Source organism: Amycolatopsis sp. NPDC051071, from assembly GCF_040682875.1.
In the GTDB taxonomy this organism is placed as follows: Bacteria; Actinomycetota; Actinomycetes; order Mycobacteriales; family Pseudonocardiaceae; genus Amycolatopsis.
This window is the reverse complement of record NZ_JBFBBY010000022.1, coordinates 37896-62369: the sequence shown is the minus strand read 5'-3', so window position 1 is coordinate 62369 and position 24474 is coordinate 37896. Positions and strand designations below refer to the sequence as shown.

The following is a 24474-nucleotide window of genomic DNA, read 5'->3' as shown; positions in this document are numbered from 1 at the left end:
CTAAACGATGAATGAACAGAAAGAAACATGTTCACGCAGACAGGGAGGCGACGATCATGAGCCACGACGACGCGCGAGAGCGGGCGGCACACCTCGTTCCCCAACCGCACTCGGTGCTGCTCGGCGCGGGGGTGCTCCAGCTTCCGGCCGAACTCCCGGTGTGCCTGGACGTGCCGGCGGAGGAACGGGCGGCGGTCCTGCGGGCGATCGCGCTGCTGCCCATGACCAGCAAGGTTGTCACCGAACCCGCAGGTCTGCAGGTGCTGCTCCGCGCCGGCGCGACCCCTCCCGAGGGTTACGTGCTCGACGTGACCGAGGCCGGAGTGACCATCACCGCGGCGGACCGTTCCGGTGTCGTATACGCCGTGCAGACTTTGCGTCAGCTCCTTCCCGACGCCGCTTACCGGCAGGCCGCGCCGTCGAGCATCCGGTGGGTCGCACCGGTCATCCGTGTCGAGGACAGTCCACGATTCCGGTGGCGCGGAATGCTCCTCGACGTCGCCCGGCATTTCCTGCCCAAGCGGGAGGTGTTGCGCCACATCGAGCTGATGTGCGCGCACAAGCTGAACACCCTGCACCTGCACCTCAGCGACGACCAGGGCTGGCGGGTGGAGAGCCTTCGCTTCCCGCGCCTGCACGAGGTCGGCAGCTGGCGGGTGACGAGCCAGGTCAGCCACTACTCCGACGAGGTCGTCCACGACGGCACACCGCATGGCGGCTACTACACCCGCGACGACCTCGCCGAGATCATCGCCTACGCGGCGGACCGCGCGATCACGGTCATCCCGGAGATCGGCGTTCCCGGCCACACCGGCGCCTTGCTGGCCGCCTACCCGGAGTTCGGGTCCCCGTCCGTGCCGGATCGCGCGGTGCACACGAACTGGGGTGTGCACGACGCGCTCCTGGCTCCGTCGGAGCGGTCCCTGGAGTTCCTGCGCCTCCTGTTCGACGAGCTGCTCCCGCTGTTCCCTTCTCCTTACGTGCACGTGGGTGGCGACGAGTCCGTCCTGCGGGCGTGGGACAACGACCCGGTGGTGCGTGCGTTCGCCGACAAGCGGAGTCTTTCCGGGAGCGCCGAGATCTTCGCCGCCCTGATGGCCGAAGTGCGGCAAATGCTGGCTGAGCACGGCAAAACACCGGTCACGTGGGACGACAGCTTTGCCGTGCAAGGAACCGCCACCGACGCGGAATCGACCACCACGCTGGTCATGGCGTGGCGTGGCGCGGAGGTCGCCCGCCGGGCGGCGGCAGCCGGTCACGACGTCGTGCTCTCGCCGGTCATGCCGACCTACTTCGACTACTTCCAGGAGGCCCACCCCGACGAGCCGCTCGCGATCGGCGGCCCGGTCACGCTCGACGACGTCGCCTCGTGGGAGCCGGTCCCGCAGGACTGGTCCGAGGACGAAAGTGCTCGTGTGCAAGGGATCCAATGCCAGATGTGGACCGAGTTCGTCGAGGACCCACGACTGGTCGACTACCTCCTGTACCCACGAACGTGTGCCTTCGCGGAGATCGCTTGGGGCTCCCGCACGCACGATCTCCACCGGCGGCTGACCCGCCACCTCGACCGGCTGGCGGCGGCCGGAGTCGAGTTCCGCCCGCTGACCGGCCCGGCGCCGTGGCAGCGCGGCGGCACCGGCAGGCGAGCCCATCGCGCCGGGGTCCCGATGGCCGAGCGCCTCGCGAACTACGCCGACGCTGCCGCGACCGGAACCGTGGCGGATAGTCCTGATGTGTAAGAGCCTGTTGGCGGAGCTGAAGAAGTACTTCAAAAGCGACCAAACGCGTGAACCCGCCCCGGCCGAAGGCCCCGCTATCGCGGTGGCAGGGCGCCTTGACCTGCCACCGCGACGGATATGACCAAGCAGCGCCCTGCCGACGTCGATCGCGGATGCGGGTTCACCAACAGACACTAAGGAATCCCGCGCGCGGTGACGGTGCACAGACGCCGTCACCGCGTCGGAGTCCGGATCGATCGGGCGAGGTCCAGCGCGTCGACGTGGTGCGGGTCGTCAGCCAGCAGCGCGGCCAACCGGTCACCCGCGCGTGCGTGCTGTCCGTCGAGAATGTCGAGCTGTGCCCGCAAAAAACCGACTCGGCGCAGCTGCGCGGCGGCCAGGTCCTCGGTGAACAATAACATCGATGGCAGCGAAGTCGCGAAGTAGTCCACGGTCGCCGGGCTCGCCTCCAACGTGTCGCAAAAGGCGCGCAATGCCTCGGTGAGCCGGTCGGCTTCCTCAGTGCGACCAAGCCTGCGTAGCGCGAGCACCGAAGAGTAGGTCGCCTCGGAGTAGGGCTGGCTGCTCATCCCCACGAAGTCGCCCTGCTGCGCGGCGGCCAGCTCCCACTCCGCCCGGTCGCCAAGCACGTCACCCCGCATCAGATGCAGCTGCGCGGTGTTCGCGAGCGGATGCCGTGCCTCGCTGAGTGATTCCGGCGGCGCGAACGCATCGTCCACCGTGGATCGTGAGCGGCACAGCCGGTCCCACACGCGCAGCACGTCGCCCTCACCACCCTCCCACGGCTGGAAGGTGCGGCCAAGCAGCAGTTCGCGGGCCTCGTCGAGCCGGTCGGCGGTGATCAGCAGGTGCGCGAGCTCAAGGGTGGCGTCGTCCCGCGTCTCGACCAGGGCACGGTTCCGCAGGAGCCAGTCCAGCCGTTGCCCGGGTGGCACGCCGCGTCTCGCGCTGAGCTGGTCACGTTCGAAGATCAACTTGGCGTCGTCGCCCGCGACGGCGAGCGCGGTGTCGTAGGCCGCGCATGCCTGGTCGGGGTCACCGAGGTGGTTGAAGGCCGCGAGTCCCAGATTTCGCCACACCACGGGATCATCCGGGTCGATCGCGGTTGCGGCATTCCAGGCCGCGCACGCGTCATCAGGGCGTCCGTTGGCGTAGAGCCAGTGTCCGAGCAGCGCACGAGCCCGCGCGTCCGTCTCGTCGGAGTTCGCCGCCCGCTCCAACGCCAACGCGTCGTCCAACCGCGAAGGAAAACACCACGTCGCGTCGAGAGTTCGCGCCCTCCCCACGGCTTCACGCGCCTCGTGGTCTCTGCCCAGCCTGCGCAGCACCTCGGCTCGGTAGTACTCCAGCAACGGCCCGGCCGCTGTCTGTCCGATCGCGCGAGAACCCTCCCGCTCGCGGGCGACGTCGAGTACCCGCAGTGCCGCCTCGTGCTCACCAACGCCGACGTACTCCAGCGCGATGTCAAGGCAGGTCTGCGCGTCCGTGGTGAGAGGCAGGCCAAGCAAGTCGCGCGTCCACCAGTCCAGGGGGTCGAGCGCACGGGTGGCTTCGGCAAGTTCTGCCGCTTGACCGTCCTTTCCGTCACGGCGCAACACAAGCACCTGGAGCGCACGGGCTTGCAGGTGCTCCGGCTCGGTGCGCAGCACATCCTGAAGCCTGGCCAGCGCCTCCCTGTTCCGCCCGTGTGCGGCGTCGATACGCGCCATGCGATAGCCCGCCGGTGCCCGCCACGCACGCGCCCAGGAGCTGGAACCGTAGACGTCGTAAGCCTCTTCGGTCCGGCCGAGTCGCTCCAGCGCGAGCCCGAGGCAGTACAGCGCGGTCGTGTCGACCGGGTTGGGATTCAACGTCGTCAGCCGGGAAACGGCTACCCGCGACAACTTCTCGGCCTCAGCGAAGTCACCACGCTGATACGCGCGCCCAGCGAGCCCGGCATTGGCCGCGACATGCGCGGGATCGCGGCGCGATGCCTCGCGCCAGTACGGCTCCGGCGAGCGCGTCGCGTGCCGGTACTGATCGAGGTGCGCGCCGATCACGGCCAGCTCTTCCACGGTCGGCACGTCCTCGGGCGCGGCGGGCTCGCGTGCCGGGGTGACGTGATCGTCCCCGCTGGGGACCAGGGAATCCCACTCCACCAACAGTTCGTCGCCGTGGGTGACGCGCAGCACGAGTCGATCAGCCGGCCGCGTCAGCGGGATGGCATCCTGGAAGGGCTTGCCCGGCGCGATGTCGGCACGCACCTCGGCGACCTCGGTCCCAGTGCCGTCAACGAGCGACAAGCGGCATCCGGGGCGGTCAGCCGTCACGGCGACTCCGACCCGCGCGCTCGTTCCCCGGAGGTCCACCCGCACCGCGGCGTCCACGGTTGCCGCCTGCACCGGGCCGATCTCTTGAATCGGATACCAGAACTGGGAAAACACCTTCGTCTCCCCGGGTGCGATGAAGGAGAAGTCCGGCTGGTTGTCGGTGAAAACCCCGGCCATCAATTCGACATAGGCCGAACCGTCGTCGGTCAGATTGCGGCCCCACGCGTCACCGAACTCCGAAGCACCCCAAGTCCACTGCTTCTTCCCGACAGCGATCTGCCGATCGGCGACGTGCACGAACCCAGCCCGCGCGGCATGGTCATAGCCGCCGAAGAACGTTTCCTTACTGCCCACACACATGTACGAGGTCGGCACCGGGATGTTGCGGTACCAGTCAAGGCGGTCGCCGCGGACCCGCACGCCACCGGCGACTGTGCCGACCTCGTCGTGCCGGGCCGGGTAGTCGACCCCGTAGTAGGCCCGATCCGCGGCGGGGAAGCCGGTCGTCGCGCGTTTGGCGTGATCGGCGACCACGCGCACGTCACGAGGGAAGAACGACTGGTAGTCCTCATCCGCTCGCGCGGCGATATTGGTCCACCACAAGAACGTCCGGGTCCGCTCGCAGCGGTTGTACAGCCGCACCCGCAACTCCAGGACGGCGCTGCCGGGCCGCATCCGGACGCCGTGCATCCCCTTCATCCGGTCGAAGGGGTCGTGGTCGGAGCACCACACGGTCACGGCGCCATCGGGCTCGTGCTCGATCTCGACGTCGGTCGGCAGGAACGTGGCGGGGCGATGGTGCTGCGGCCAGTTGAACTCGACTCCGCCGGAGATCCACGGGCCGGTCAGGCCGACGAGAGCGGGTTTGATCACCGGGTTGCGGTAGAAGAAGTCGTAGTCTCGGGTGCGGTCGAAAGCAACATGAATGCGGCCGCCGAGCTCGGGCAGCACCATCAGCCGCAGCCAGCGGTTCTCCAGATGCACCGCGTCCCACTCCGCCGGGGCCTTCACCGGGCTGATCCGGTCATGGAACGGCAGTGGATACACCCGCCCGGAGGAGCCCTGATAGACGCGCCTGTCCAGGTAGGCGGGATACCGGTCGGGCGCCTCGGGAAGGTAGCTGTCGATCATCACCCCCGCCCGCCACACCGCGACCCCGGCCTCGGCGTGCTCGGCGGGGCGGGGCGGCAGGATCAGCGTCGATTCACCCTGTGACATGCGGCAACGCTACGACCGGGCACTCGTTCGGCGGGATGGCCGAATCGACCGAGTTACCTGGACGATTCGACGGCCGGAGGTACGGTGTGCGGATGCTGCTGCCCGATGGTTTCCCAGGTCAGCGATTGCGCGTGCTGCCGCGGCCGCTGGTGGCGTCGGCCCTGCGCCGAGCCCCGACCTCGGGCCTGCTCGTCACCGACGCCGGGTACTTCCCCAGCGCGGCCAACCACGGCATGCACCGCCCGCGCAGCGCACCGGAAGCCATCGTGATCGTCTGCACCGACGGGGTCGGGCACTGCGAGGTCGACGGCAGGGTGAGCCTGGTCAGGCCGGGAAACGCGCTCGTCCTGCCCCCATCCCGCCCGCACTTCTACTGGGCGGACTCGCGCGACCCCTGGACGATCTGGTGGCTGCACGCCGCGGGCTCCCAGGTCTCGGAGCTGCTCTCGGTCGTCACGCCGGACGGCGGAGAAGCCATCGTCGAGGTGCGCGACGCCTACCGGGCCGTCTCGGCGATCGACGACGCCATCGGCTTCCTCGAACGGGACGAGACTTTCCCTCATCTTATCTCGGCCTCCGGCGCGGGCTGGACCCTGCTGGCGCAGCTGGCCGCGGACGCGCTGACCGAAGCCCACCAGCCCACCGAGCCGGTTCGCCAGGCGCAGGAGTACCTGCGGCACAACTTCGCGAAGCCGGTGATCGTCAAAGAGCTGGCGCGCACGGCGAGCCTGTCTCCCTCGCACTTCGCGGCCCTGTTCCGGATGGCGGCGGGCTGCGGCGTGGTCGAATACGCCAAGCGCCTGCGGATGGCCCGAGCGCGCGAGCTGCTGGCCACCACTTCCCGCGACATCTCCGAGATCGCCAGGACCATCGGCTACAATGACGCGTTCTACTTCTCGCGCACTTTCCGCAGAGAACACGGTTGCAGCCCCAGCGAGTACCGACGCGGGAAGAACTAGTTGTCGCGCAAGACGCACCGGATCTGCACGTACCGGCTGGACAACGTGGCGAACACGGGCAACGGTGACGTCCCGCGACTTGAACGCCTCCCGCACATCGCGCTGGGTCATCAGCGCCAAGAAGGTGCCGACCGCCACCGCTACCGGATGGGTGTAGCGCGTCGCGACACCGATCGCGGCCAACAGGGACACGATCGGCTCGGCGGCGAACAGATCGGGACCGTCTTCCCATGCCTTTGGTCAGGCCCTTCTCGCCCTGGGCGGAGTGTCGGGACCAAACCGGACGGGATGGCCCACGACCGGAACGGGGTCGAGGGTGCCGGTGCGGGCGAAGGTCGCCCAGACGGCGCGGAGGGCAGCGCCGAAGGCATCGACCTCGGACCACGGGACCTTGCCGAGCATCGGGCTGTCCTGCCAGGCCCGCTGAGCGCCGAGCAGTAGCGGCAGTTCCAGGCAGTGGGTGGCGCCGAACTCGGACCCCTCGGGCCGCCAGTCCAGGCGATACGAGAAGACACCGGCCCCGGCCGCGCGTAGCCGGTCGGCGAAACCGGCCAGCGGTTCGACGTAGATCTCGTCGGTTCCGGCGGCGCCGGGGAACGCGGTCATGTCGTCGGCATTCCAGCCGTACAACACTTCGAGGTCGCGCACGTTGTCGGCAAAGGTCACCGGGTCAAGGGTGTCCACCGGAACAAACGCGGGCTCCATCGGGTCGCCGGTGAGCCGCAGGTTGGTCAGCGCGGTTTCCTTCTGCGCGGCGAGGAGTTCCGAGATCCCGGCGGTGCGCGGGTCGGTGCCGAGCGCGTCGGCGAACACCTGGCCGAGTTTCTCCGCCTGCTCGGGCGGGCGGGTGGCGAGGCCGAGCGGCGCGCTCTGCAGGATCGCCCGCCGGAACAGGCCATGTGCCTCGGGTAGATCCATCAGCAGCCGGATGGAGATGCCGCCCGCCGACTGCCCGGCGACCGTCACGTTGTCCGGGTCCCCGCCGTAGGCCGCGATGTTGGCCCGTACCCAGCGCAGCGCCTCCAGCTGGTCAGCCAGCCCGAGGTTGCCCGGGCTGAGCCCGTCCAGGTACAGGTAGCCGAGTGCGCCGAGCCGGTAGTTGACGCCGACCACCACCAGGTCGCCTTCGGCCGCCAGCGCGCCGCCGTCGTACCAGTCCAGCAACCCGCCACCACTGGAGAAGCCGCCACCGTGCAGCCAAACCAGCACCGGCCTGCGTCCGTCATCCAGGCCCGGGGTGCTGACCGTGAGATTGAGACAGTCCTCGCCCTGCGGAAGACGATCGCGCGGCGGTCCCATCACGCGGTCCAGCCGGGACGGTGGCTGCGGGCTGATCTCCCCGCTGGACGGCGTCTGCTCCGAAGCGGCGACCGGCGGCGCGAACCGCGCCGCTGTGGCATAGCGAATCGGTCCGGTTCGGACAATCGTGGTCATAAGCACCTCGCGGGTAGGATCGGCTGGTGATCTTGCCTCGCCTGCTGGACGGCCGACTGAAGTTCCGCCATCTCGTCCTGCTCGACGCGCTGGCCAGGCAGGGCACCGTGGTCGGGGCCGCCGCCGAGTTGCACGTGACGCAGCCGGTGGCGACCCGAAGTCTGCACGAACTCGAGGAGATCCTCGACGTGCGGTTGTTCGAACGCGGCCCGCGCGGCATCACCCCGACCGTGTTCGGCGAGGCGTTCACCGGACATGCCCGGGCGGTGCTCGCCCAGCTCGAACAGGCCGGGCGGCACGTCGCCGAGCTGGCCGACGCCGAGCGCGGCACGGTGGTGGCCGGCATTCATCTCGCGGGGTCGAATATGTTGCTGCCACGCGCCATCGCGGCGATCAAGGCCGAGCGGCCGTACCTGACCATCGTGGTCCGGGAAGGTTCCCCGGAAGCGCTGCTGGTGGAGTTGGAAGCGGGCCGGGTCGACCTGATCATCGGCAGGCTGACAGCGCCGTCGGACGAGCGGGTCGAGCGGCGCAAGCTGTACGACGAGTCGGTGGATCTGGTGGTGCGTACCGCGCACCCGCTGGCGGGCGCCACCGGCGTCGAGCTGGCCGACCTCGCGGAGTATCCGTGGATCCTGCCCGGAGCGGAGACCGCGCTGCGCCGTGAGCTGGAGCAGTTGTTCACCCGCAACGGCTTCCCGCTGCCCGCGAACCGGGTGGAGACCACCTCGTTCCTCACCGTGCGGCAGCTGCTGCTGGAGACCGACGTGATCGCCGCCCTGCCCAGCCTGATCGCCAAGGACGACCCGAGGATCGCGAGGGTCGCGCTGGCGCTGGAACCCATCGGGCACAGCGTCGGACTCACCTTGCCCGCCCAGCGCACGCTCAGCCCGTCGGTGGACGCCCTGATCCGCAGCCTGACCGACGTCGCCACCGGCATGTCGCATTAGGACTGTCCGATCACGACAGGGACAGGAAGCGTTCGGCGTTACCACTGGTGATCAGCCGCCGCTCGGTTTCGCTCAGGAAGCCGCTCTTGCGCACCACCTCGCCGACCGGCCGTTCGCCGAGCGGGTACGGGTAGTCGCTGCCGACCATCACCCGCTCGGCGCCGAGCGTGTCCACGAGCAGCCGCAGCGCCCGCTCGTCGAAGACCACCGAGTCGACGTGGAACCGGTCGAGGTAGTGCGACGGCGGGAACTCCGAGGTGCCGATCACGTCGTTCCGCCGATGCCAGGCGTTCTCCATCCGGCCGAGCCAGAACGCGAACGACCCGCCGCCGTGCGCGAAGCAGATCTTCAGGCTCGCGTCGATCCGGTCGAAGACCCCGCCGAGCACCAGCGCCAGAATCGACAGATGTGTTTCCGCGGGCATCGCGGTGAGCCACCGCGCCATCCACCGGTCCAGCCGGGGCGAATCGGCCATGTCCCACGGGTGCACGAAAACGGGTACCCCGAGCGACGCGCAGTGCTGCAGGAAGGTTTCCACTCCGGCGCTGTCCAGATCTTGGTCACCGACGTGATTGCCGATCTCCACCCCGCGATGCCCCGCGGCCAGGCAGCGTTCCAGTTCGCGGCACGCGGCGTCGGTGTCCTGCAACGGCACCTGGCAAAACGGGATCAGCCGGTCCGGCGCCGGTGCGACGATCTCCAGCGCCAGGTCGTTGAAGATCCGGGCGATCCGGCCCGCCTGCTCGCCGGTCCGGCCGTAGTTGAAGAACGCGGGCGTCGGGGAGACCACCTGGGTGCGCACGCCGTCGGCGTCCATGTCCAGCAGCCGGGTCTCCGCGTCCCAGCAGTCCGCGGCGATCCGGCGGAACTCCTTGTCTCCCATCATGATCATCGCCTCGGACTCGGTTTCCGCGCGCAGCCACGGCGCGTCCGGTCCGGCGTCCGCGCGCAGATCCGGCCAGCCGTTCGGCACGTAATGCGTGTGGATGTCGATCAGGCCGGTCATCTCAGCCCTTCCCGGGGTGAAGGGCTCCGCAGCGACCGCAGGTGCGGGCCTGCTCGTCGCCGTAGAAGGCGGTGAAGACCGGCGGCAGATCCTCGACGATGTCGCGCACCTGGAGTTCCACTTCGTGCACCAGGGCGGCGCATTCGAGGCAGTACCACTGGAACTTCTCCAGCGTGCCCTCCTCGCGGACACGTTCGATGACCAGGCCGATCGAGTCGGCCTCCGGGCGCTGCGGCGAGTGAGGGATATCGCCCGGCAGGAGCCACGTGTCGCCTTCGGAGATGCGGATGGTCTTCTGGCCTTCGCCGGTCATGATGTTCACGTGCATGTTGCCCTTGAGCTGGTAAAACCATTCCTCGTAGGGGTCGACGTGGAAGTCGGTGCGCTGGTTTGGCCCACCGACGATCTGCACGATGAAATCGTTGCCGAGCGCCATGGTCCGGTTGTTCACCGGCGGCTTGAGCAGATGCTCGTGCTCGGCGATCCAGGCCTGGAAATTGACGACGTCGGGAATGCCGGTCATCGCGGAACCTCCGTGTCTTTCGGTAGATGAGCGATCGCCTGGATTTCGATCAGCAGCTGCGGATGCGGCAGCTGATGCACCGCGACCGTGGTGCGGGCAGGGCCCGTTTCGTCGAAATATTCGCCGTAGATCTCGTTGTAGCCGCCGAAATCGTTCATCGAAACCAGGAAGGTGGTGACCTGCGTGATGTCGGTGAGGTCGGCGCCGACCTCGCGCAGGATGCCGCGGATGTTCTCGATCACCGCGCGGGTCTGCGCCCGGATGTCCAGGTTCGTGGTGCCGAGTTCGTCCACCTCGACGCCGGCGAACGTGTTGTCCGGGCGTCGGGAGCTGGTGCCGGACACGAAGATCAGCTCTCCCGCGACCTTCACATGCGGGAAGCGCCCCCTCGGCTTGGCCAGCCCGGAAATCACTCGCCCGCTCATGTCAGCCCCCGAACCGAAACCCGGCCGAGCCCGGTGATGTCCGCCTCGGCGACGCCGGAGGCGAAGGGCACCGCTTCGGTCGCAGCCCCGGCCAGCACCACCTGCCCGGCCCGCAACGTGATGTCCCGTTTCCGGCACAGCTCGGCCAGCGCGTGCAGCGCACGCACCGGATCACCGAGGATCGCCGCCGTCGAGCCGATCACCTCGCGGCCCCCGGACCGCAGCCGCACCGCCCGGTTCGCCGCCTCGCCGAACGCGCGCCACGGTCCGAGCACGAACCCGGCGGCCGAGGTGTTGTCCGCGACCACATCGGTGTGGGTGAACCGGAAATCCCGGTACCGGGAATCGATGATCTCGATCGCCGGGGCCATCGCGTCCACAGCGGACTCGACGTCGAACGCGGGGTCGTCGAGGTCGACATCGCGAGCCAGCCGGTAGGCGACCTCCGGCTCCACCTTGGGGTGGATGAAGCCCGCCAGCGAGACCTCACCGCCGTCGGCGATCCGCATCGCGTCGGTGAGCCTGCCCACGATCACTTCGGACACGCCCATCTGCGCCATCTTCGCTTTGCTGGTCAGCCCCAGCTTGACCCCGACCACCCGCTCGCCACGACTCTCCCTGCGGGCCACCACCGCGGCCTGGATCGCGTACGCGTCGGCGATGTCGAACGCGTGATCGTCGGCGAGGCTCGGCGTGTCCGCGCACGTGGTCTGCGCGGTGTCCAGCCGATCGGCGAGCGCCGAGATCTCCTCGGTGGCCATCATGTGCTGCTCCGTACCAGGTCGAGTGCGATGTCCACGATCATGTCCTCCTGCCCGCCGACCAGCTTCCGCTTGCCGACCTCGGTGAGAATCCGCCGGGTGTCCAGTCCGTAGCGGGCGGCCGCGCGCTCGGCGTGCAGCAGGAAACTCGAGTACACCCCGGCGTAACCGAGGGTCAGCGTCTCGCGGTCCACCTGTACCGGCCGTTCTCGCAAGGGGCGGATCAGATCGTCCGCCGCGTCCTGCAACGCGAACAGGTCCGCGCCGTGCTCCCAGCCGAGCAGGTCGGCGACCGCGACGAACGGCTCGGCCGGGCAGTTGCCCGCTCCCGCGCCCTGCCCGGCCAGCGCGACGTCCACCCGGTAGGCGCCGTGCTCGACCGCGGTCACGCTGTTCGCCACCGAAAGGGAGAGGTTCTCGTGCGCGTGGATGCCGATCTCGGTGTGCTCGCCGAGCACCTGCCGGTACGCGTCGATCCGCTCGGCGACCCCGTTCATCGTCAACCGTCCGCCGGAATCGGTGACATACACGCAGTGTGCGCCGTAGGACTCCATCAGCCTGGCCTGTTCGGCGAGCGCCGACGGCGTGGAAAGGTGGCTCATCATCAGGAAACCGGACACGTCCATGCCCTGCTCACGGGCCCAGGTGATGTGCTGCGCGGCCACGTCGGCCTCGGTGCAGTGAGTGGCGATCCGCACGCTGCGCACCCCGAGGTCGCGGACGCGGCGCAGCTGTCCGATGGTGCCGATACCGGGCAGCAGCAACGTGGTCAGCGTGGCGTTCTCGATCACCTCCGCGGCCGCGGTGATCCACTCTTCGTCGGTGTGCGCGCCGAATCCGTACGTCGCACTGGACCCGCCGATCCCGTCGCCGTGCGCGACTTCGATCGCCGCCACGCCTGCTTTGTCCACAGCGGACACGATCCGCCGGACCTGGTCCACTGTGTACGCGTGCCCCATCGCGTGCATACCGTCGCGCAAGGTCACGTCCTGGAGGTAGACCTTCATCCGAGCCACCCCCTCAGTTCGGCGATCCGCTCGGCCGTGCGCAGCGCCGCCGAGGTCATGATGTCGAGATTTCCCGCGTAATCCGGCAGGTAGTGGGCCGCGCCGAGCACTTCCAGGAACACCGAAACCTTGAGCCCGGAGATCTCCCGGCCCAGTTCCGGCACCCACTGCCTGCACACCGGGTCGAACTGCACTTCTTGTTTCAGTGTGTAGCCGGGCACGTACTCGCGCACCCGGTCGGCCATCCGCAGCACCGACGCCGCGATCTTCTCCCGGTCCGGTTCCCCTTCGACCAGGCAGTACACCGTGTCCCGCATGACGATCGGCGGGTCGGCCGGGTTCAGCACGATGATCGCCTTGCCCATCGTGGCGCCGCCGACCTCTCGGATCGCGGCCGCGGTGGTCTCGGTGAACTCGTCGATGTTCGCCCTGGTTCCCGGCCCCGCCGAGCGGGACGAAATCGACGCGACGATCTCCGCGTACGCGACCGGGGCGACCGAGGACACCGCGGCCACCATCGGAATCGTGGCCTGTCCGCCGCAGGTCACCATGTTCACGTTCGGGGCGGCGAGGTGCTCGTCCAGGTTCACCGGCGGCACCACGAACGGGCCGAGCGCGGCCGGGGTCAGGTCGATCATCAGCTTGCCGTGTGCCTCGGCCACCTCGGCGTGCCGCCGGTGCGCACCGGCCGAGGTCGCGTCGAAGAGCACGCGGACGTCGGCGAACTCCGGGAGCCCGGCGAGGCCGTCGATACCGCCGTGGGTGGTGGCCACCTTGAGCCTGGCGGCCCTGGCCAGCCCGTCCGAGGCCGGGTCGATACCCGCCATCGCGGCCATCCGCAGCGTCTTCGACAACCGCAGCACCTTGATCATCAGATCGGTGCCGATGTTGCCGGAGCCGATGACGGCGACCGGAACCGTTGCTGTCACTGAGTCTCCTCCTCGATCACGGCGTCGACCTCACCGAGTCCGTCCAGCCGGAGCCGGAACCGGCCCGCACCCGTCACCGGCACCATCGGGCCGAGCGCCCCGGACATCACCACGTCGCCCGCGCGCAACGGCTGCTCGCGGGCGGCCAGCTCGCGAGCAAGCCAGGCGACCGCGACCACCGGCGAGCCGAGGCAGGCGTGGCCCGCGCCGGACGACACCGGTTCACCGTCCAGCTCCAAGGTCATCCCGGTCGCGGCGAGATCCCGGCCGGTCAACGAGAACGGGGTGCACCCCAGCACCACCGCGCCACTGGACGCGTTGTCCGCCACCGTGTCCACGATGGACAGATCCCAGGCGTCGATCCGGGAATCCACGATCTCGATCGCGGGCAGTACGAACTCGGTCGCCCGCAGCACGTCCGCGACCGAAGCACCCGGCACGTCCAGGTCGCGGCCGAGCACGAACGCGATCTCGCCCTCCGCGCGCGGTTGCAGGAACCGGCGGTACGGAACGGGTTCGGTGTGCGCGTACAGCAGGTCGTCGAAGAGCACACCGAAGTCCGGCTGGTACACGCCGAACTGCCGCTGCACCGAAGCCGCGGTCAGCCCGATCTTCGCCCCGGCCACCCTGGCGCCCGCCGCGACCCGCTCGTCACGCAGCCTGCGCTGCACCGCATAGGCCGCGTCGACATCTTGCGTGCCAAGGAATTCACGCACCGGCGGGCACGGGGTCGCGGTGCTCGCCGCGGTCGTGAGCCGGGCCGTGGCGGCCTCGATCGGCGCGGTCACAGCCGCACGCACACATTCGTCGGCTCGGTGTAGAAGTGCAGCGAAGACGCGCCGCCCTCCCGGCCGATCCCGGAAAGCCCCATCCCGCCGAACGGCGAGCGCAGGTCGCGCAGGAACCAGGTGTTCACCCAGGACATGCCGACGTGCATGGCCTGCGCGACCCGGTGTCCCCGGCGCAGGTCTTGTGTCCACACCGAAGACGCGAGCCCGTATTCGGTGTCGTTGGCCAACGCGATCGCCTCGTCCTCGGTGTCGAACGGGATCAGCGCGGCCACCGGGCCGAAGATCTCCTCACGCACCGGCCGGTCCTTGTTGGTCAGGCCGGTCCACAGGGTCGGCTCCAGCCACGAGCCGCCGTCGAGTTCCGGGCCGAGCTCGGGAATCCCGCCGCCGGTCAGGGTTTCGGCGCCGGCCTCCTCGGCCAGCGCGAGATAGTCCAGCACCTTGCGCCGGTGCTCTGGCGAGATCAGCGGGCCGGTGGTCGTCCGCTCCGCCGACGGGTCGCCGAGCCGCAGCCCCCGCGCCCGCTCCACCAATCCGGCCGCCACGTCCGCGAACACCGAGCGCTGCACGTACACCCGCTCGGTGCACAGGCACACCTGCCCGGTGTTCGCGAACACCGACCTGGTCAGCCCGGCGAGAGTCTCGTCGAGATCCGCGTCCTCGAACACGATGGCGGCGTTCTTCCCGCCCAGTTCGAACGACACCGGCCGGACCCGGGGCGCGACCGTACGCATCACCTGGGTGCCCGTGGCCGACGAGCCGGTGAAGGTCACCCCGTCGATGCCGGGATGCTCGGTCAGGTACTGCCCCGCCGAGTCTCCGCCGAACCCGTGCACCACGTTGTAGGCACCCGCGGGCAACCCGACTTCGGCCAGCACCTCGGCCAGCAGGGTAGCGGTGGACGGGGTCTGGTCGCTCGGCTTGACCACGACCGCGTTGCCGCAGCCGAGCGCCGGCGCGACCTTCCAGGTCAGCAACAGCAGCGGCAGGTTCCACGGCACGATCACCGCGACCACGCCGAGCGGCTTGCGCACCGCGTAGTTCAGCGCCTGCGCCCCACCGGGCAGATCGGTGACGAACGATTCCTGGCCGGCGGCCGCGATCACGTCGGCGAACGTGCGGAAGTTCGCCACCGCGCGGGCCACGTCCAGCTCGCGGGCCTGGGTGACCGGCTTTCCGGTGTCCGCGACCTCGGCCGCGACGAACTCCTCGAACCGGGCCTCGATCCGGTCGGCCGCCCGGCGCAGCAACGCGGTCCGCTCCCGCACCGGGGTGTCCGCCCAGCCGTTGTGCAACGCGGCGCGTGCGCCGGTGACCGCGCGGTGCACCAGCTCCCGGCCGGCCTCGTGCACGCGGGCGAACTCCACGCCGGTCGCCGGATCGACCGCGGGGAAACCCGGCCCGTCCGGCTCGGCGAACTCACCGTCCACGAAGTTGCGGATCCACCGCACTGACTGCGTCATGCCGTTCACTCTGGCCGGACTCGCCATGCGGAACAAATGCGTATCTGCTCGCCAGCTATACCCGTGTACGCATACCGGCTACGGCACGCGTGATCAGCCGGACGACGCACGACGTGAGCAAGATCCGTGGAGATATACCAGTCTTGGCATAGCAGACCGACAATTCGGCATTTGTGGCCTATGCCTCACGATGTCAGGCTTTTGCCCCATCGCCAGCAGCCGCGATCGGCTGTCGCCCGAGTCGATTGGGTTTTCGCAGATGAACGCACCCGCGCCCCGCAAGATCGCCGCCGCCACCCTCGCCGGGACCACCCTTGAGTGGTACGACTTCTTCCTCTACGGCACCGCGTCCGCGCTGATCTTCAACAAGCAGTTCTTCCCCTCACTGAGCCCCACGGTCGGCACCCTCGCCGCGTTCAGCACCTTCGCCGTCGGGTTCATCGCCCGCCCGCTCGGCGGTCTGGTGTTCGGCCACTTCGGCGACCGGATCGGCCGCAAATCCACGCTGGTGGTCTCGCTGATGCTGATGGGCGTCGGCTCCACGTTGATCGGGTTGATCCCGAACTACCAGGCGATCGGTATCTGGGCGCCGATCCTGCTGGTCGCGATGCGGATCGTGCAGGGCATCGGGCTCGGCGGCGAAGGCGCGGGAGCGACCCTGATGTCGATGGAACACGCGCCCGCCGATCAACGGAACCGGTACGCCGGGTTCCCGCAGATGGGCACCCCGGCCGGTCTGGTGCTGGCGAACCTGCTGTTCCTCGCCAGCAGCGCGGTGATGCCCGCGAGCGCGTTCGCCGCATGGGGCTGGCGGATCCCGTTTCTCCTGAGCTTCGTACTGGTCGCGATCGGCCTGATGATCCGGCTGCGGATCACCGAATCACCGTCGTTCACCCGGGCGGCTCAGGAAGACAAGGTGGTCCGGTTCCCGCTCGGCGCGGCACTCAAGGTCGGCTTCGGCAGGCTCGCACTGACCCTCCTGGTCGGCGTGGCGAACTCGGCGGTCGCCTACGTGTTCATGGTCTTCACCCTGTCCTATGGAACCCAGAACCTGCACTACGACCGGCAGTTCCTGATCCTGTCCGTGACCGGATCGGCCGTGTTGTGGTTCGCCACCATCCCGATCTGGACCCGGATCGCCGACCGTCACGGCAGGCGCACCATGTTCGTCGCCGGGTCGGCCGCGCTTCTGCTGTGGTGCCTCGCGTTCTTCCCATTGCTGAACACCGGAAACACCGGGCTCGCGATGCTCGCGCTGGCGGGCATGGGCCTGGTCGTCCCGATCACCCACTGCGTGCAGGGCGCGATCATCGCGGACACCTTCCCGGTCAACGTCCGGTTCTCCGGTATGTCGCTGTTGCTGCAGGGCGGCGCGATCCTCGGCGGCGGGCTAGCCCCGATGATCGCCACCGCGGTGCTCAACACCACCGGCTCGACCGCCGGCATAACCTGGTACTTGGCCGCGATTTGCGGCGTCAGCATGATCAGCGCGATGGCCCTGTTCCGGCTGATCCCTTCCCGCGGCACGGATTCCACAATGGACGGACCTCGCGACCGCGATGCGGTTCCGCTGTCCGTGAACACCCGCCCGGCCGGACTCGACGATCATTAGAGTCCGCTTCATGCCGGTCACCACACGCACCGTCGAGTACCCCGCCGACGGACTGACGATGGTCGGGCACCTCGCGCTCCCTGCCGGTGCCGACCGCCGTCCCGCGGTCCTGATCGGGCCCGAAGGGCCGGGACTGAACGATTTCCAGCGGCGCCGGGCCGACGCATTGGCCGAGTTGGGGTACGTGGCGCTGGCCTTCGACATCAACGGCGGACGCTGGTTCTCGGACCCCGACGAGATGCTGGCGTACGCGATGCCCCTGCTCGCCGACCCGGACCGGATGCGGGAGATCGGCCACGCGGCCCTCGACGTGCTGCACCGCGAGCCGCGGGCCGACCCGGGCCGGATCGCCGCCATCGGATACGGCACCGGTGGCGCGATCGCGCTGGAACTCGGCCGGGACGGCGTCGACCTGCGCGCGATCGGGACGATCAACGCGCTGACCACGGGCCGTCCGGGCGAAGCGGCACGCATCCGCTGCCCGGTCTGGGCCGGCGTCGGGTCCGAAGACCCGATCATGCCGCCCGCGCAGCGAGAGGCGTTCACCGCGGAAATGCAGGAGGCGGGTGTCGACTGGCGACTCGTGGTCTACGGCGGCGCCCAGCACGCCTTCCACCACCCCACGGTCGACCATACCGTGCTCCCGGGCGTCGCCTATCACGCGCGGCACGCGGAACGGGCGTGGCACGACGTCGTCGGCCTGCTCGCCGAATGCCTGCCCGTGGTCAGCCCAGCTTGAGCCACCCCAGTGCCAGCGCCACGACGAACCCGCTCGCCAAGACGACGAGAACGCCGATGAGGATCAGCCAGGCAACAGGCATCGCCTTGGACGGCATCGGCTGCGGGTGCGAGAGCCCGGACGTCTGAGCCGACTCGGGCGGCGTGCCGCCCGGAGAGACACCGCCTCCTGGCTCGAGGTCGGGCGTCTTCCCGGGTTCCGGGTCGGGCGGCTGGGCTGTCATCACCGGTGCTCCGTTCGGTCGGTCTCACCGTTCGGATACCCGAACGCGAGCGTCCGAACCCCTGGCCGATGAGGTCGTTCTCGGCTGAACGCGTTCCGGCCCGGATCGATCCGAAGAGGAAGCGTCGAATGCGGTGTGCGGGCTACACAGGGGCTTTCGGTGCCGATCGCCGTATCCGCGACGATCGGCACCGTGGCGAGTTCACACGGGTAACACCGAGTCGAGATGCGCGGCCAGTTCCGCGGGAGACGGATGTGCCCATATCTCCGCCGGGGTCAGGTTGAGGTCCAAGTCGGTCTGCAGCTTGCGAGTCAATGCCACGGCGAGCAGCGAGTCCAGTCCCACTTCGGTGAATTTGGCGTGGGCGGGCACGGCGGACAGCTGGGCACCCAGCAAGGCGGCCAAGGTGTGCACCACTACCTCGCACAACACTTGCGTCCGGGCGGGGCCCGGCTTTTCGTGCCGGATCCGCGATACGGGTGATGCGTCTCTGGTCGTGGCCGGCCCGCTGTCCAGCTTGGCCAGCAGTGGTGCCGACCGTGCGTGCGGGAAAGCCCTGAACAGCAGTTCAGGCTGGTAGTCGAAGACGCCGGTGTTCACCCGCTGGTGACGCAAGAGTTCTTCCAGGGCGGCAAATCCGTCCGCGGTCGAGAGAGTGTCGAATCCTCGGGCGGCGAAGTCGGTCGCGCGGCCGGCCTCGCCCCAGGCGCCCCAGTTGACCGACAACGTGGGCAGGCCCCGGTCGTGACGCCACCGGGCGAAGGCGTCCACCCACGCCCCGGCCACGGCGTAGTTCACCTGGCCCGCGTTGCCGAGCATCGCCGACATCGAGGAGAACACGGTCAACCAGTCGAGGGTGTGGCCGCGGAGTGCTTCGTGGAGGTTCAGCAATCCCGTCACCTTGGGATGCCATACGCGGCGGAACTTCTCCGCGGTGATCCCGGTGATGGGGGTGTCGTCGAGTACCACCGCCGTGTGCAGGATACCTCGCAACCGCGCACCGGCCGCCTCGACGAGGCGACGGGCGGTGTCCGGATCGGCGATGTCGCCTCGCACGACCTCCACGGCGCAACCGGCGTCCGCGATTTCGCGTAACACGTCGGTGGCCTCGTGAGCAGGGACGCCGCGGCCGCCGAGGACTACGCGCCCGGCCCCGGAGCGAGCCAGCCACTTGGCGGCCTCGAGTCCTAGGCCTTTCGTGCCGCCGGTGACGATGTAGGCGCCGGCGGGGCGGACGGCGGTCTTCCGCGCTGATGCGTGGACGCGCAAGTGTCGTCCCGGCGGTGGAAAGTCCAGCACGACGCGTCCGATGTGGTCGCCGGTGGCGAGCTTTTTGAAACCCTCCGTCGCTTCGGCGAGAGGCACGATCGTGCGGGGAAGCAAGGGCAGCTCCCCGGCTCGGATTCCGGCCATCACGCGGTGCAGCGCCGTGCGGAACACGGCCGGTTGCGCGGACGCGGTCAGAACCAGGTCCAGCGCGGTGTAGGTGATTCCCTGCCGGAAGGCGCGAAGGTCGACGCGAGCACCGTCGTACAGGTCGCGTTTGCCGATTTCGATGAACCGTCCGGTAGGTGCGAGAAGACCCAGGGACGCCCGCATCGCGGCACCGGTCAGGGAGTTGAGCACCACGTCGACGCCGCGACCCGCGGTGAGTTCCGGGATCTGGTCCGCGAAGTCGAGGGTGCGGGAATCCAGCACGTGTTCGATGCCGTGCTCGCGCAGGTGACGTCGTTTGGCTTCGGTGCCCGCTGTGGCGATCACGGTGGCGCCGAGCGTCCGGGCGACTTCGATCGCGGCCAGCCCGGTGCCGCCGGCGGCTGAGTGCACCAGCACGGTTTCCCCCTCGCGCAGGCTCGCGAGGTCGTGCAGCGCGTGCCACGCGGTGAGATAGGTCAGCACGGACGGGACGATGTCCGCCGCGGCAAGAGCTTCCGGGACACGTACCGTCAAGTCCGCTGCCACAAGGCATTCCGATGCCATGGTCCCGCTTCCGTCCGGTACCACAGCGACGACGCGGTCACCCGGCTCGAGATCGTGGACGCCTTCGCCGACCGCCAGCACCATCCCCGCCGCGTCCGAGCCCAGTGCGGGCAACGCTCCGTCATCGGTGGGGTAAATGCCCAGTGCGATCAGGACATCACGGAAGTGCACCGTGGCCGCCTCCGGTCGCAGCAGCACTTGACCGGGCCCTGGCTTAGGCCGCGGTTCTCCGCCGGAGGTCAGCCGGAGCCGGTCCAGACCTCCGGCGGAGTCGGGTTCCAGCAGATAGCGCTCCCTGCCGGCGACGATGTCGACCTCCCCGGCTGTGCTCGGCGGCCGGACCGCCAGCGGAGCCGGTGTCATCCTGGCCACATATCGTCGGCCCGAGCGCCAGGCGACCTCCGTTTCCGGGGTGCCCGCGATCAGTTCGGCGGCGATGTCGGTCGCGCCGGTGTCGCCGCTCTCACCGTCGACCCAGGCCACCATGGACCGCGGTTGCTCGATCGAGCCGACGCGAAGCACCCCGCGCAGGGCGCATACTCCAGGCCGCACCGGATCACCGTCGAGCACCGGTCGCGATGACCTGCTGATGAACCACAGCTTGGGCGGTGTGGTGTGTTCGGCGTGGTCCCGAAGCAACGATGTCACCCGCGTGACCCGGTCGAGGTCGTCGAGGTTTCCTGTGGCGCACCACACGATGGCCGCGACTTCGGGGCCGGGGGAGACGTCGGCGCCGGCCCGGACGACCACCGCCCCGCGGTCGGCCAAGGCGACGGCGACGCGCTCCGCGGTTCCGTCGGGATCCCCGGATTCCCCGACGACCACCCACTCGCCGAGGCCGGGGGCGGGCGCCGAGTCCGGCAGCGGCGCCAGCTCCCACGAAATCTCGAACAGCCGCGAGTTCAGCAGCGTCCGCCCGGCGGAGGCGCCGGTGGAGCGAACCAGGTCGATTCCCTCCAGCGCACCGAGCCACTTTCCCGTCTCGTCGAACAAATCCGCGCGGCCCGTCGCGGCGTGAGGGCCGGTACGGCGCACCTCGGGCCGAACCCAGACGATCCTGTCGGGCTCGGCAGGCAACAGGACCTCGGCGATTCCCGTCGGAAGCCACGGTTCGACGGAGTCCTCGTCGTCCGGTTCTCCGCCGGTCACCAGCGCGGCGGCCACCGACAGCACGCAGCCGTCGAACAGCACGGGATGCATCCTGGGCGCCCCGGTGCGGATCGGCGCGGTGTCGGGCACCTGCAGCCGGGTGGTCCCGTCAGCGGCGACGGCGGCGATGGAGTGGAACGCCGGACCGGTGTCCAGGCCGATCTCGCGGAACTTTTCGTACAGGGCGTCGGCAGGCCCGGTCTCGTCGGGAACGAGCAGTTCTTCGCGGTCTTCCACCGGGCGTTCCCGGCAGATCGCCCTTGCCACCGCGAGACGCTGCCATCCGCCGCTGCTGTGTTGGACGACTTCCAAGTCCACCCGCGAACCGGCGCGGCTCGCGACGACTTGCACCGGCAGGGTGGCGGCCAGCGGTGCCATCCGTTCGAAGCGCACTCCGGTGAGACGCACCTGGTCGGGGGCGCATTCGACGAGGTCGGTGACAGCGGCCAGCAACAGCTCCACGTGGGCGGCGCCGGGAACGAGCGGAACGCCGCGCAGTGTGTGCTGCTGGAGCCAGTCGACCTGTTCGGTGCCGAGATCGGCGTGCCATACGTGACGGGTGTGGTCCTCGGCGTCGGGATCGGGGACGGCCGAGCGCTCGCCCATCCACATGTGGGCCGCCGTGCCACCGGAGCCACGAGTCCGGTCCTGCCAATACCGGGATCGGTCGAAGGCCGTCGGCGGCAGCGTGGTGGACCGTCCGCCGCCGTTGACCGCGTCGAGGTCCACTGGCACACCCGCCACGTGGAGGGCCGCCGCGGCCCTGCGCAGCGCCTCCTCGTCACCTTGGTCTCGGACCAGGGACGGCACCACTGTCACCGGGGTGCGTAATGCCGCCGCGTTCTCTTCGATCGCCTGTGTCAGCAGCGGATGTGGTGAGATCTCCAGGAACGCCCGGTGGCCGTCTTCGATCGCCGCCTGGCACGCCAGGTCGAACCGCACCGGTGAGCGCAGGTTCTTTGCCCAGTACTCGCTGGTGAACGCAACCGGTTCGCGAGGGCCGGCGGCCGTCGAATAGAACGGCACGTCCGGGGGCGCGCCAGCCAGCCACGACACCTGCTCCCTGATGTCCGGCAGGATCGAGTCGATCTGTGGCGAGTGCGCGGCGACCAGCACGGCGATGCGCTTGCAGAACACGCCGCGGTACCGCCAGGTCGCCAGCAGGTTTTCCACGCCATCCTCGTCACCGGCGACGACGGTCGACGCGGGCGCGGTCACCACGGCCACCGACACTCCGGGGATCTCGGCGATATCGGCCTCGACCTCGTCCACCGGGAGCGCGGTGACCGCCATGCAACCGCCTGCCACCCGTTGCAGCAGCGACGAGCGGGCAAGAGTGATGCGCATGCCATCCTCCGGCGAGACGATGCCTGCGGCGACGGCTGCCGCGGCCTCGCCCATCGAATGCCCTATCACCGCCGCCGGGCGCGACCCGCGCTCCCGCCACGTCCGCGCGAGTGCGGTCTGTACCGCGAACACCACGGGCTGCACCACGTCCATGCGTTCGAGATGCTCACCCGACTCCAGCAGCCGCCGCACTCGCACCCCGGCGTCAGTGGCGACGCCGTCCAGGAGGTCGATCGTGCGGGTGAACGCGGTATCGCGGTCGAGCAGTCCGCGTGCCATGCCGGCCCACTGCGAACCGTGCCCGGAGAAGACCCACACGGGGTCGCCGGGATCGCCGGTCGGTCCGTCCACGACAGCCGGGTGTTCCCGGCCTTCGGCCAGTGCCCGCAGACCGGCGGTGAGTTCGGCGCGGTCGGACGTCACGACGCAGGCACGCGTGGACAAGTGACTGCGATGTACGGCGAGTGTGTGTGCGACGTCGGCCGGTCGTGGACGGACGGTTTCGAGGTGGTCGGCGAGCCGGGCGGCGGTCGTCGCCAGCCCCCGGGCCGAGGCGGCCGACACGGCGTGCACCAGCGGGGCGCCGGTTTCGGGAGCAGGGGAGCGTTCGGCGGCGGGCGGAGCTTGTTCCAGGACGGCATGTGCGTTCGACCCGGTCACGCCGAAGGCGGAGACGGCGGCGCGCCTCGGCTGGTCCCCGTTGTCCCATGGCATGGTGTCGGTCGGGACGAAGAAGCGAGTGTCCTTCGCGTCGATCTCGGGGTTCCACCGTTCGAAGTGGAGGTTCGCCGGGATCACGCCACGCTGCACCGCCAGCGCGGCCTTGATGAGGCCGAGCACCCCGGCCGCGCTCTCGGGATGCCCGATGTTGGTTTTGAGTGAGCCGAGCGCGCAGGGTTTCCGCGACGTGCCGTAGGCGTCCGACAGTGCGCCGAACTCGATGGGGTCGCCGACGGGCGTGCCGGTTCCATGGGCTTCGACGTAGCCGATGTCGTCCGCGGTGACGCACGCGGCACGCATCGCTTCGGTCACCACCGCGCGTTGTGCGGTCCGCGACGGTTGAGTGATTCCGCGTACGCGACCAGCGTGGTTGATCGCGGTTCCGGTGATGACGGCCAATACGCGGTCCTGGTCACGCCGGGCGTCGTCCAGCCGCTTCAGTGCGACCATGCCGCAGCCCTCCCCGCGCACGAACCCGTCCGCGCTCGCGTCGAAGGCAGCACAACGGCCGAGGGAGGACAATGCGCCGGCGCGGGCGAAACCGACGAGTCCGCCCCACTCCAGTTGCACCGTCACGCCGCCCGCCAGCGCGAGGTCGGTCTCTCCTTCATGCAGCGAGCGGCAAGCCAGGTGTACCGCGATCAGTGAGGAGGCACAGGCCCCGTCCACGGCGAGGGAAGGGCCGTTGACGTCGAGGATGTAGGAGATCCGCCCGGGCGCACCCGACGGAATCGCCGAAATACCGTGGTAGACGTTGAAGTTGGCGATGGTGAAGCGTTTGGCGTAGTCGGCGCCGGAGATGCCGATGAACAAGCCGGTCCGCGAGCCCGCCAGTGAACGCGGGGGCACGCCCGCGTCCTCCAGCGCCTCCCAGGTGGTTTCCATCAGCAGCCGGTGCTGCGGGTCGACGCTGGGTGCCTCGGCAGCCGGCACCCCGAAGAAGCCGGGATCGAACTGGTCGATGTCGTCGAGGAACGAACCGTTGCGCAGGGCCCGCGCGTCGGTGAGGTCGGCGGGTGTCACGCGTTCGTGGTCGGGCCACCGGGTGCCGGGACTCGATCCCGCCACGACGTCGCGACGGTCCATGAGGATCTGCCACAGGTCTTCCGCCGACCGCACCCCACCCGGGGCCCTTGCTCCGGTGCCGATGATCGCCACCGGCGTCTGACGTTCGGTATTCCTTGCCACAA

At 69.4% G+C, this 24474-nt stretch carries 17 protein-coding genes; 5 read left to right on the top strand and 12 right to left on the bottom strand.

The annotated features are described in order from the left end of the window. The first annotated feature begins 56 nt into the window (after positions 1-56). Complete coding sequence (locus tag AB0M65_RS10865; protein WP_364024791.1) at positions 57-1739, top strand: beta-N-acetylhexosaminidase; 1683 nt, start codon at positions 57-59, stop codon at positions 1737-1739. A 212-nt stretch (positions 1740-1951) separates the two neighbouring features. Here the strand turns inward: AB0M65_RS10865 and AB0M65_RS10860 are convergent, their stop codons facing one another. Further along, positions 1952-5266, bottom strand: a complete 3315-nt coding sequence (locus AB0M65_RS10860) for a DUF5107 domain-containing protein (RefSeq protein WP_364024788.1) — start codon at positions 5264-5266, stop codon at positions 1952-1954. 92 nt (positions 5267-5358) lie between these two features. Between AB0M65_RS10860 and AB0M65_RS10855 the strand changes: the two genes are divergently transcribed. Next, entirely contained in the window at positions 5359-6225 is an 867-nt protein-coding gene (locus AB0M65_RS10855) for an AraC family transcriptional regulator (protein ID WP_364024785.1), read from the top strand. Positions 6226-6465: 240 nt separating this feature from the next. Here AB0M65_RS10855 and AB0M65_RS10850 read toward each other — a convergent pair whose 3' ends face one another. Further along, positions 6466-7659 carry a carboxylesterase family protein gene (locus AB0M65_RS10850; protein WP_364024782.1) on the bottom strand — a complete coding sequence of 398 codons (1194 nt, stop codon included), beginning with the start codon at positions 7657-7659 and terminating at the stop codon, positions 6466-6468. Positions 7660-7685: 26 nt separating this feature from the next. Between AB0M65_RS10850 and AB0M65_RS10845 the strand changes: the two genes are divergently transcribed. Beyond that, complete coding sequence (locus AB0M65_RS10845) at positions 7686-8609, top strand: LysR substrate-binding domain-containing protein (protein WP_364024779.1); 924 nt, start codon at positions 7686-7688, stop codon at positions 8607-8609. A 10-nt stretch (positions 8610-8619) separates the two neighbouring features. On the opposite strand, the gene AB0M65_RS10840 is transcribed toward AB0M65_RS10845, so the two are convergent. The 8 genes from AB0M65_RS10840 to AB0M65_RS10805 are packed head-to-tail and all read right to left on the bottom strand — an operon-like array spanning position 8620 to position 15514. Continuing rightward, positions 8620-9615: an amidohydrolase family protein gene (locus AB0M65_RS10840; protein ID WP_364024776.1), complete on the bottom strand. Its 996-nt coding sequence runs from the start codon at positions 9613-9615 to the stop codon at positions 8620-8622. Position 9616: 1 nt separating this feature from the next. Next, entirely contained in the window at positions 9617-10138 is a 522-nt protein-coding gene (locus tag AB0M65_RS10835) for a 3-hydroxyanthranilate 3,4-dioxygenase (RefSeq protein WP_364024773.1), read from the bottom strand. Further along, entirely contained in the window at positions 10135-10563 is a 429-nt protein-coding gene (locus AB0M65_RS10830; RefSeq protein ID WP_364024770.1) for a RidA family protein, read from the bottom strand. Before AB0M65_RS10830 ends, AB0M65_RS10835 begins: the two co-directional genes overlap by 4 nt. Next, the gene (locus tag AB0M65_RS10825; RefSeq protein ID WP_364024767.1) at positions 10560-11327 is read right to left on the bottom strand and encodes a 4-oxalocrotonate decarboxylase; all 768 of its coding nucleotides are present in this window, start codon (positions 11325-11327) and stop codon (positions 10560-10562) included. The genes AB0M65_RS10830 and AB0M65_RS10825 overlap by 4 nt, the downstream gene beginning before the upstream one ends. Next, on the bottom strand, positions 11324-12331 hold the full coding sequence (gene dmpG / locus AB0M65_RS10820; RefSeq protein ID WP_364024764.1) for a 4-hydroxy-2-oxovalerate aldolase: 1008 nt from the start codon (positions 12329-12331) through the stop codon (positions 11324-11326). Before dmpG ends, AB0M65_RS10825 begins: the two co-directional genes overlap by 4 nt. After that, positions 12328-13260 carry an acetaldehyde dehydrogenase (acetylating) gene (locus tag AB0M65_RS10815; RefSeq protein WP_364024761.1) on the bottom strand — a complete coding sequence of 311 codons (933 nt, stop codon included), beginning with the start codon at positions 13258-13260 and terminating at the stop codon, positions 12328-12330. The genes dmpG and AB0M65_RS10815 overlap by 4 nt, the downstream gene beginning before the upstream one ends. Next, entirely contained in the window at positions 13257-14048 is a 792-nt protein-coding gene (locus AB0M65_RS10810) for a fumarylacetoacetate hydrolase family protein (RefSeq protein ID WP_364024758.1), read from the bottom strand. Before AB0M65_RS10810 ends, AB0M65_RS10815 begins: the two co-directional genes overlap by 4 nt. Next, positions 14045-15514: a 2-hydroxymuconic semialdehyde dehydrogenase gene (locus AB0M65_RS10805; RefSeq protein ID WP_364024755.1), complete on the bottom strand. Its 1470-nt coding sequence runs from the start codon at positions 15512-15514 to the stop codon at positions 14045-14047. The genes AB0M65_RS10810 and AB0M65_RS10805 overlap by 4 nt, the downstream gene beginning before the upstream one ends. Before the next feature lie 259 nt (positions 15515-15773). Between AB0M65_RS10805 and AB0M65_RS10800 the strand changes: the two genes are divergently transcribed. Next, positions 15774-17126 carry an MFS transporter gene (locus tag AB0M65_RS10800; protein WP_364024752.1) on the top strand — a complete coding sequence of 451 codons (1353 nt, stop codon included), beginning with the start codon at positions 15774-15776 and terminating at the stop codon, positions 17124-17126. A 10-nt stretch (positions 17127-17136) separates the two neighbouring features. Beyond that, positions 17137-17865 (top strand): dienelactone hydrolase family protein, encoded by a 729-nt coding sequence (locus AB0M65_RS10795; protein ID WP_364024749.1) that lies wholly within the window; start codon positions 17137-17139, stop codon positions 17863-17865. On the opposite strand, the gene AB0M65_RS10790 is transcribed toward AB0M65_RS10795, so the two are convergent. Together AB0M65_RS10790 and AB0M65_RS10785 are read right to left on the bottom strand one after the other, a co-directional pair. Continuing rightward, positions 17852-18088: a DUF6480 family protein gene (locus tag AB0M65_RS10790; RefSeq protein WP_364024746.1), complete on the bottom strand. Its 237-nt coding sequence runs from the start codon at positions 18086-18088 to the stop codon at positions 17852-17854. The genes AB0M65_RS10795 and AB0M65_RS10790 overlap by 14 nt on opposite strands. A gap of 201 nt (positions 18089-18289) precedes the next feature. Continuing rightward, positions 18290-24472 (bottom strand): SDR family NAD(P)-dependent oxidoreductase, encoded by a 6183-nt coding sequence (locus AB0M65_RS10785; RefSeq protein ID WP_364024743.1) that lies wholly within the window; start codon positions 24470-24472, stop codon positions 18290-18292. Positions 24473-24474: the final 2 nt, after the last annotated feature.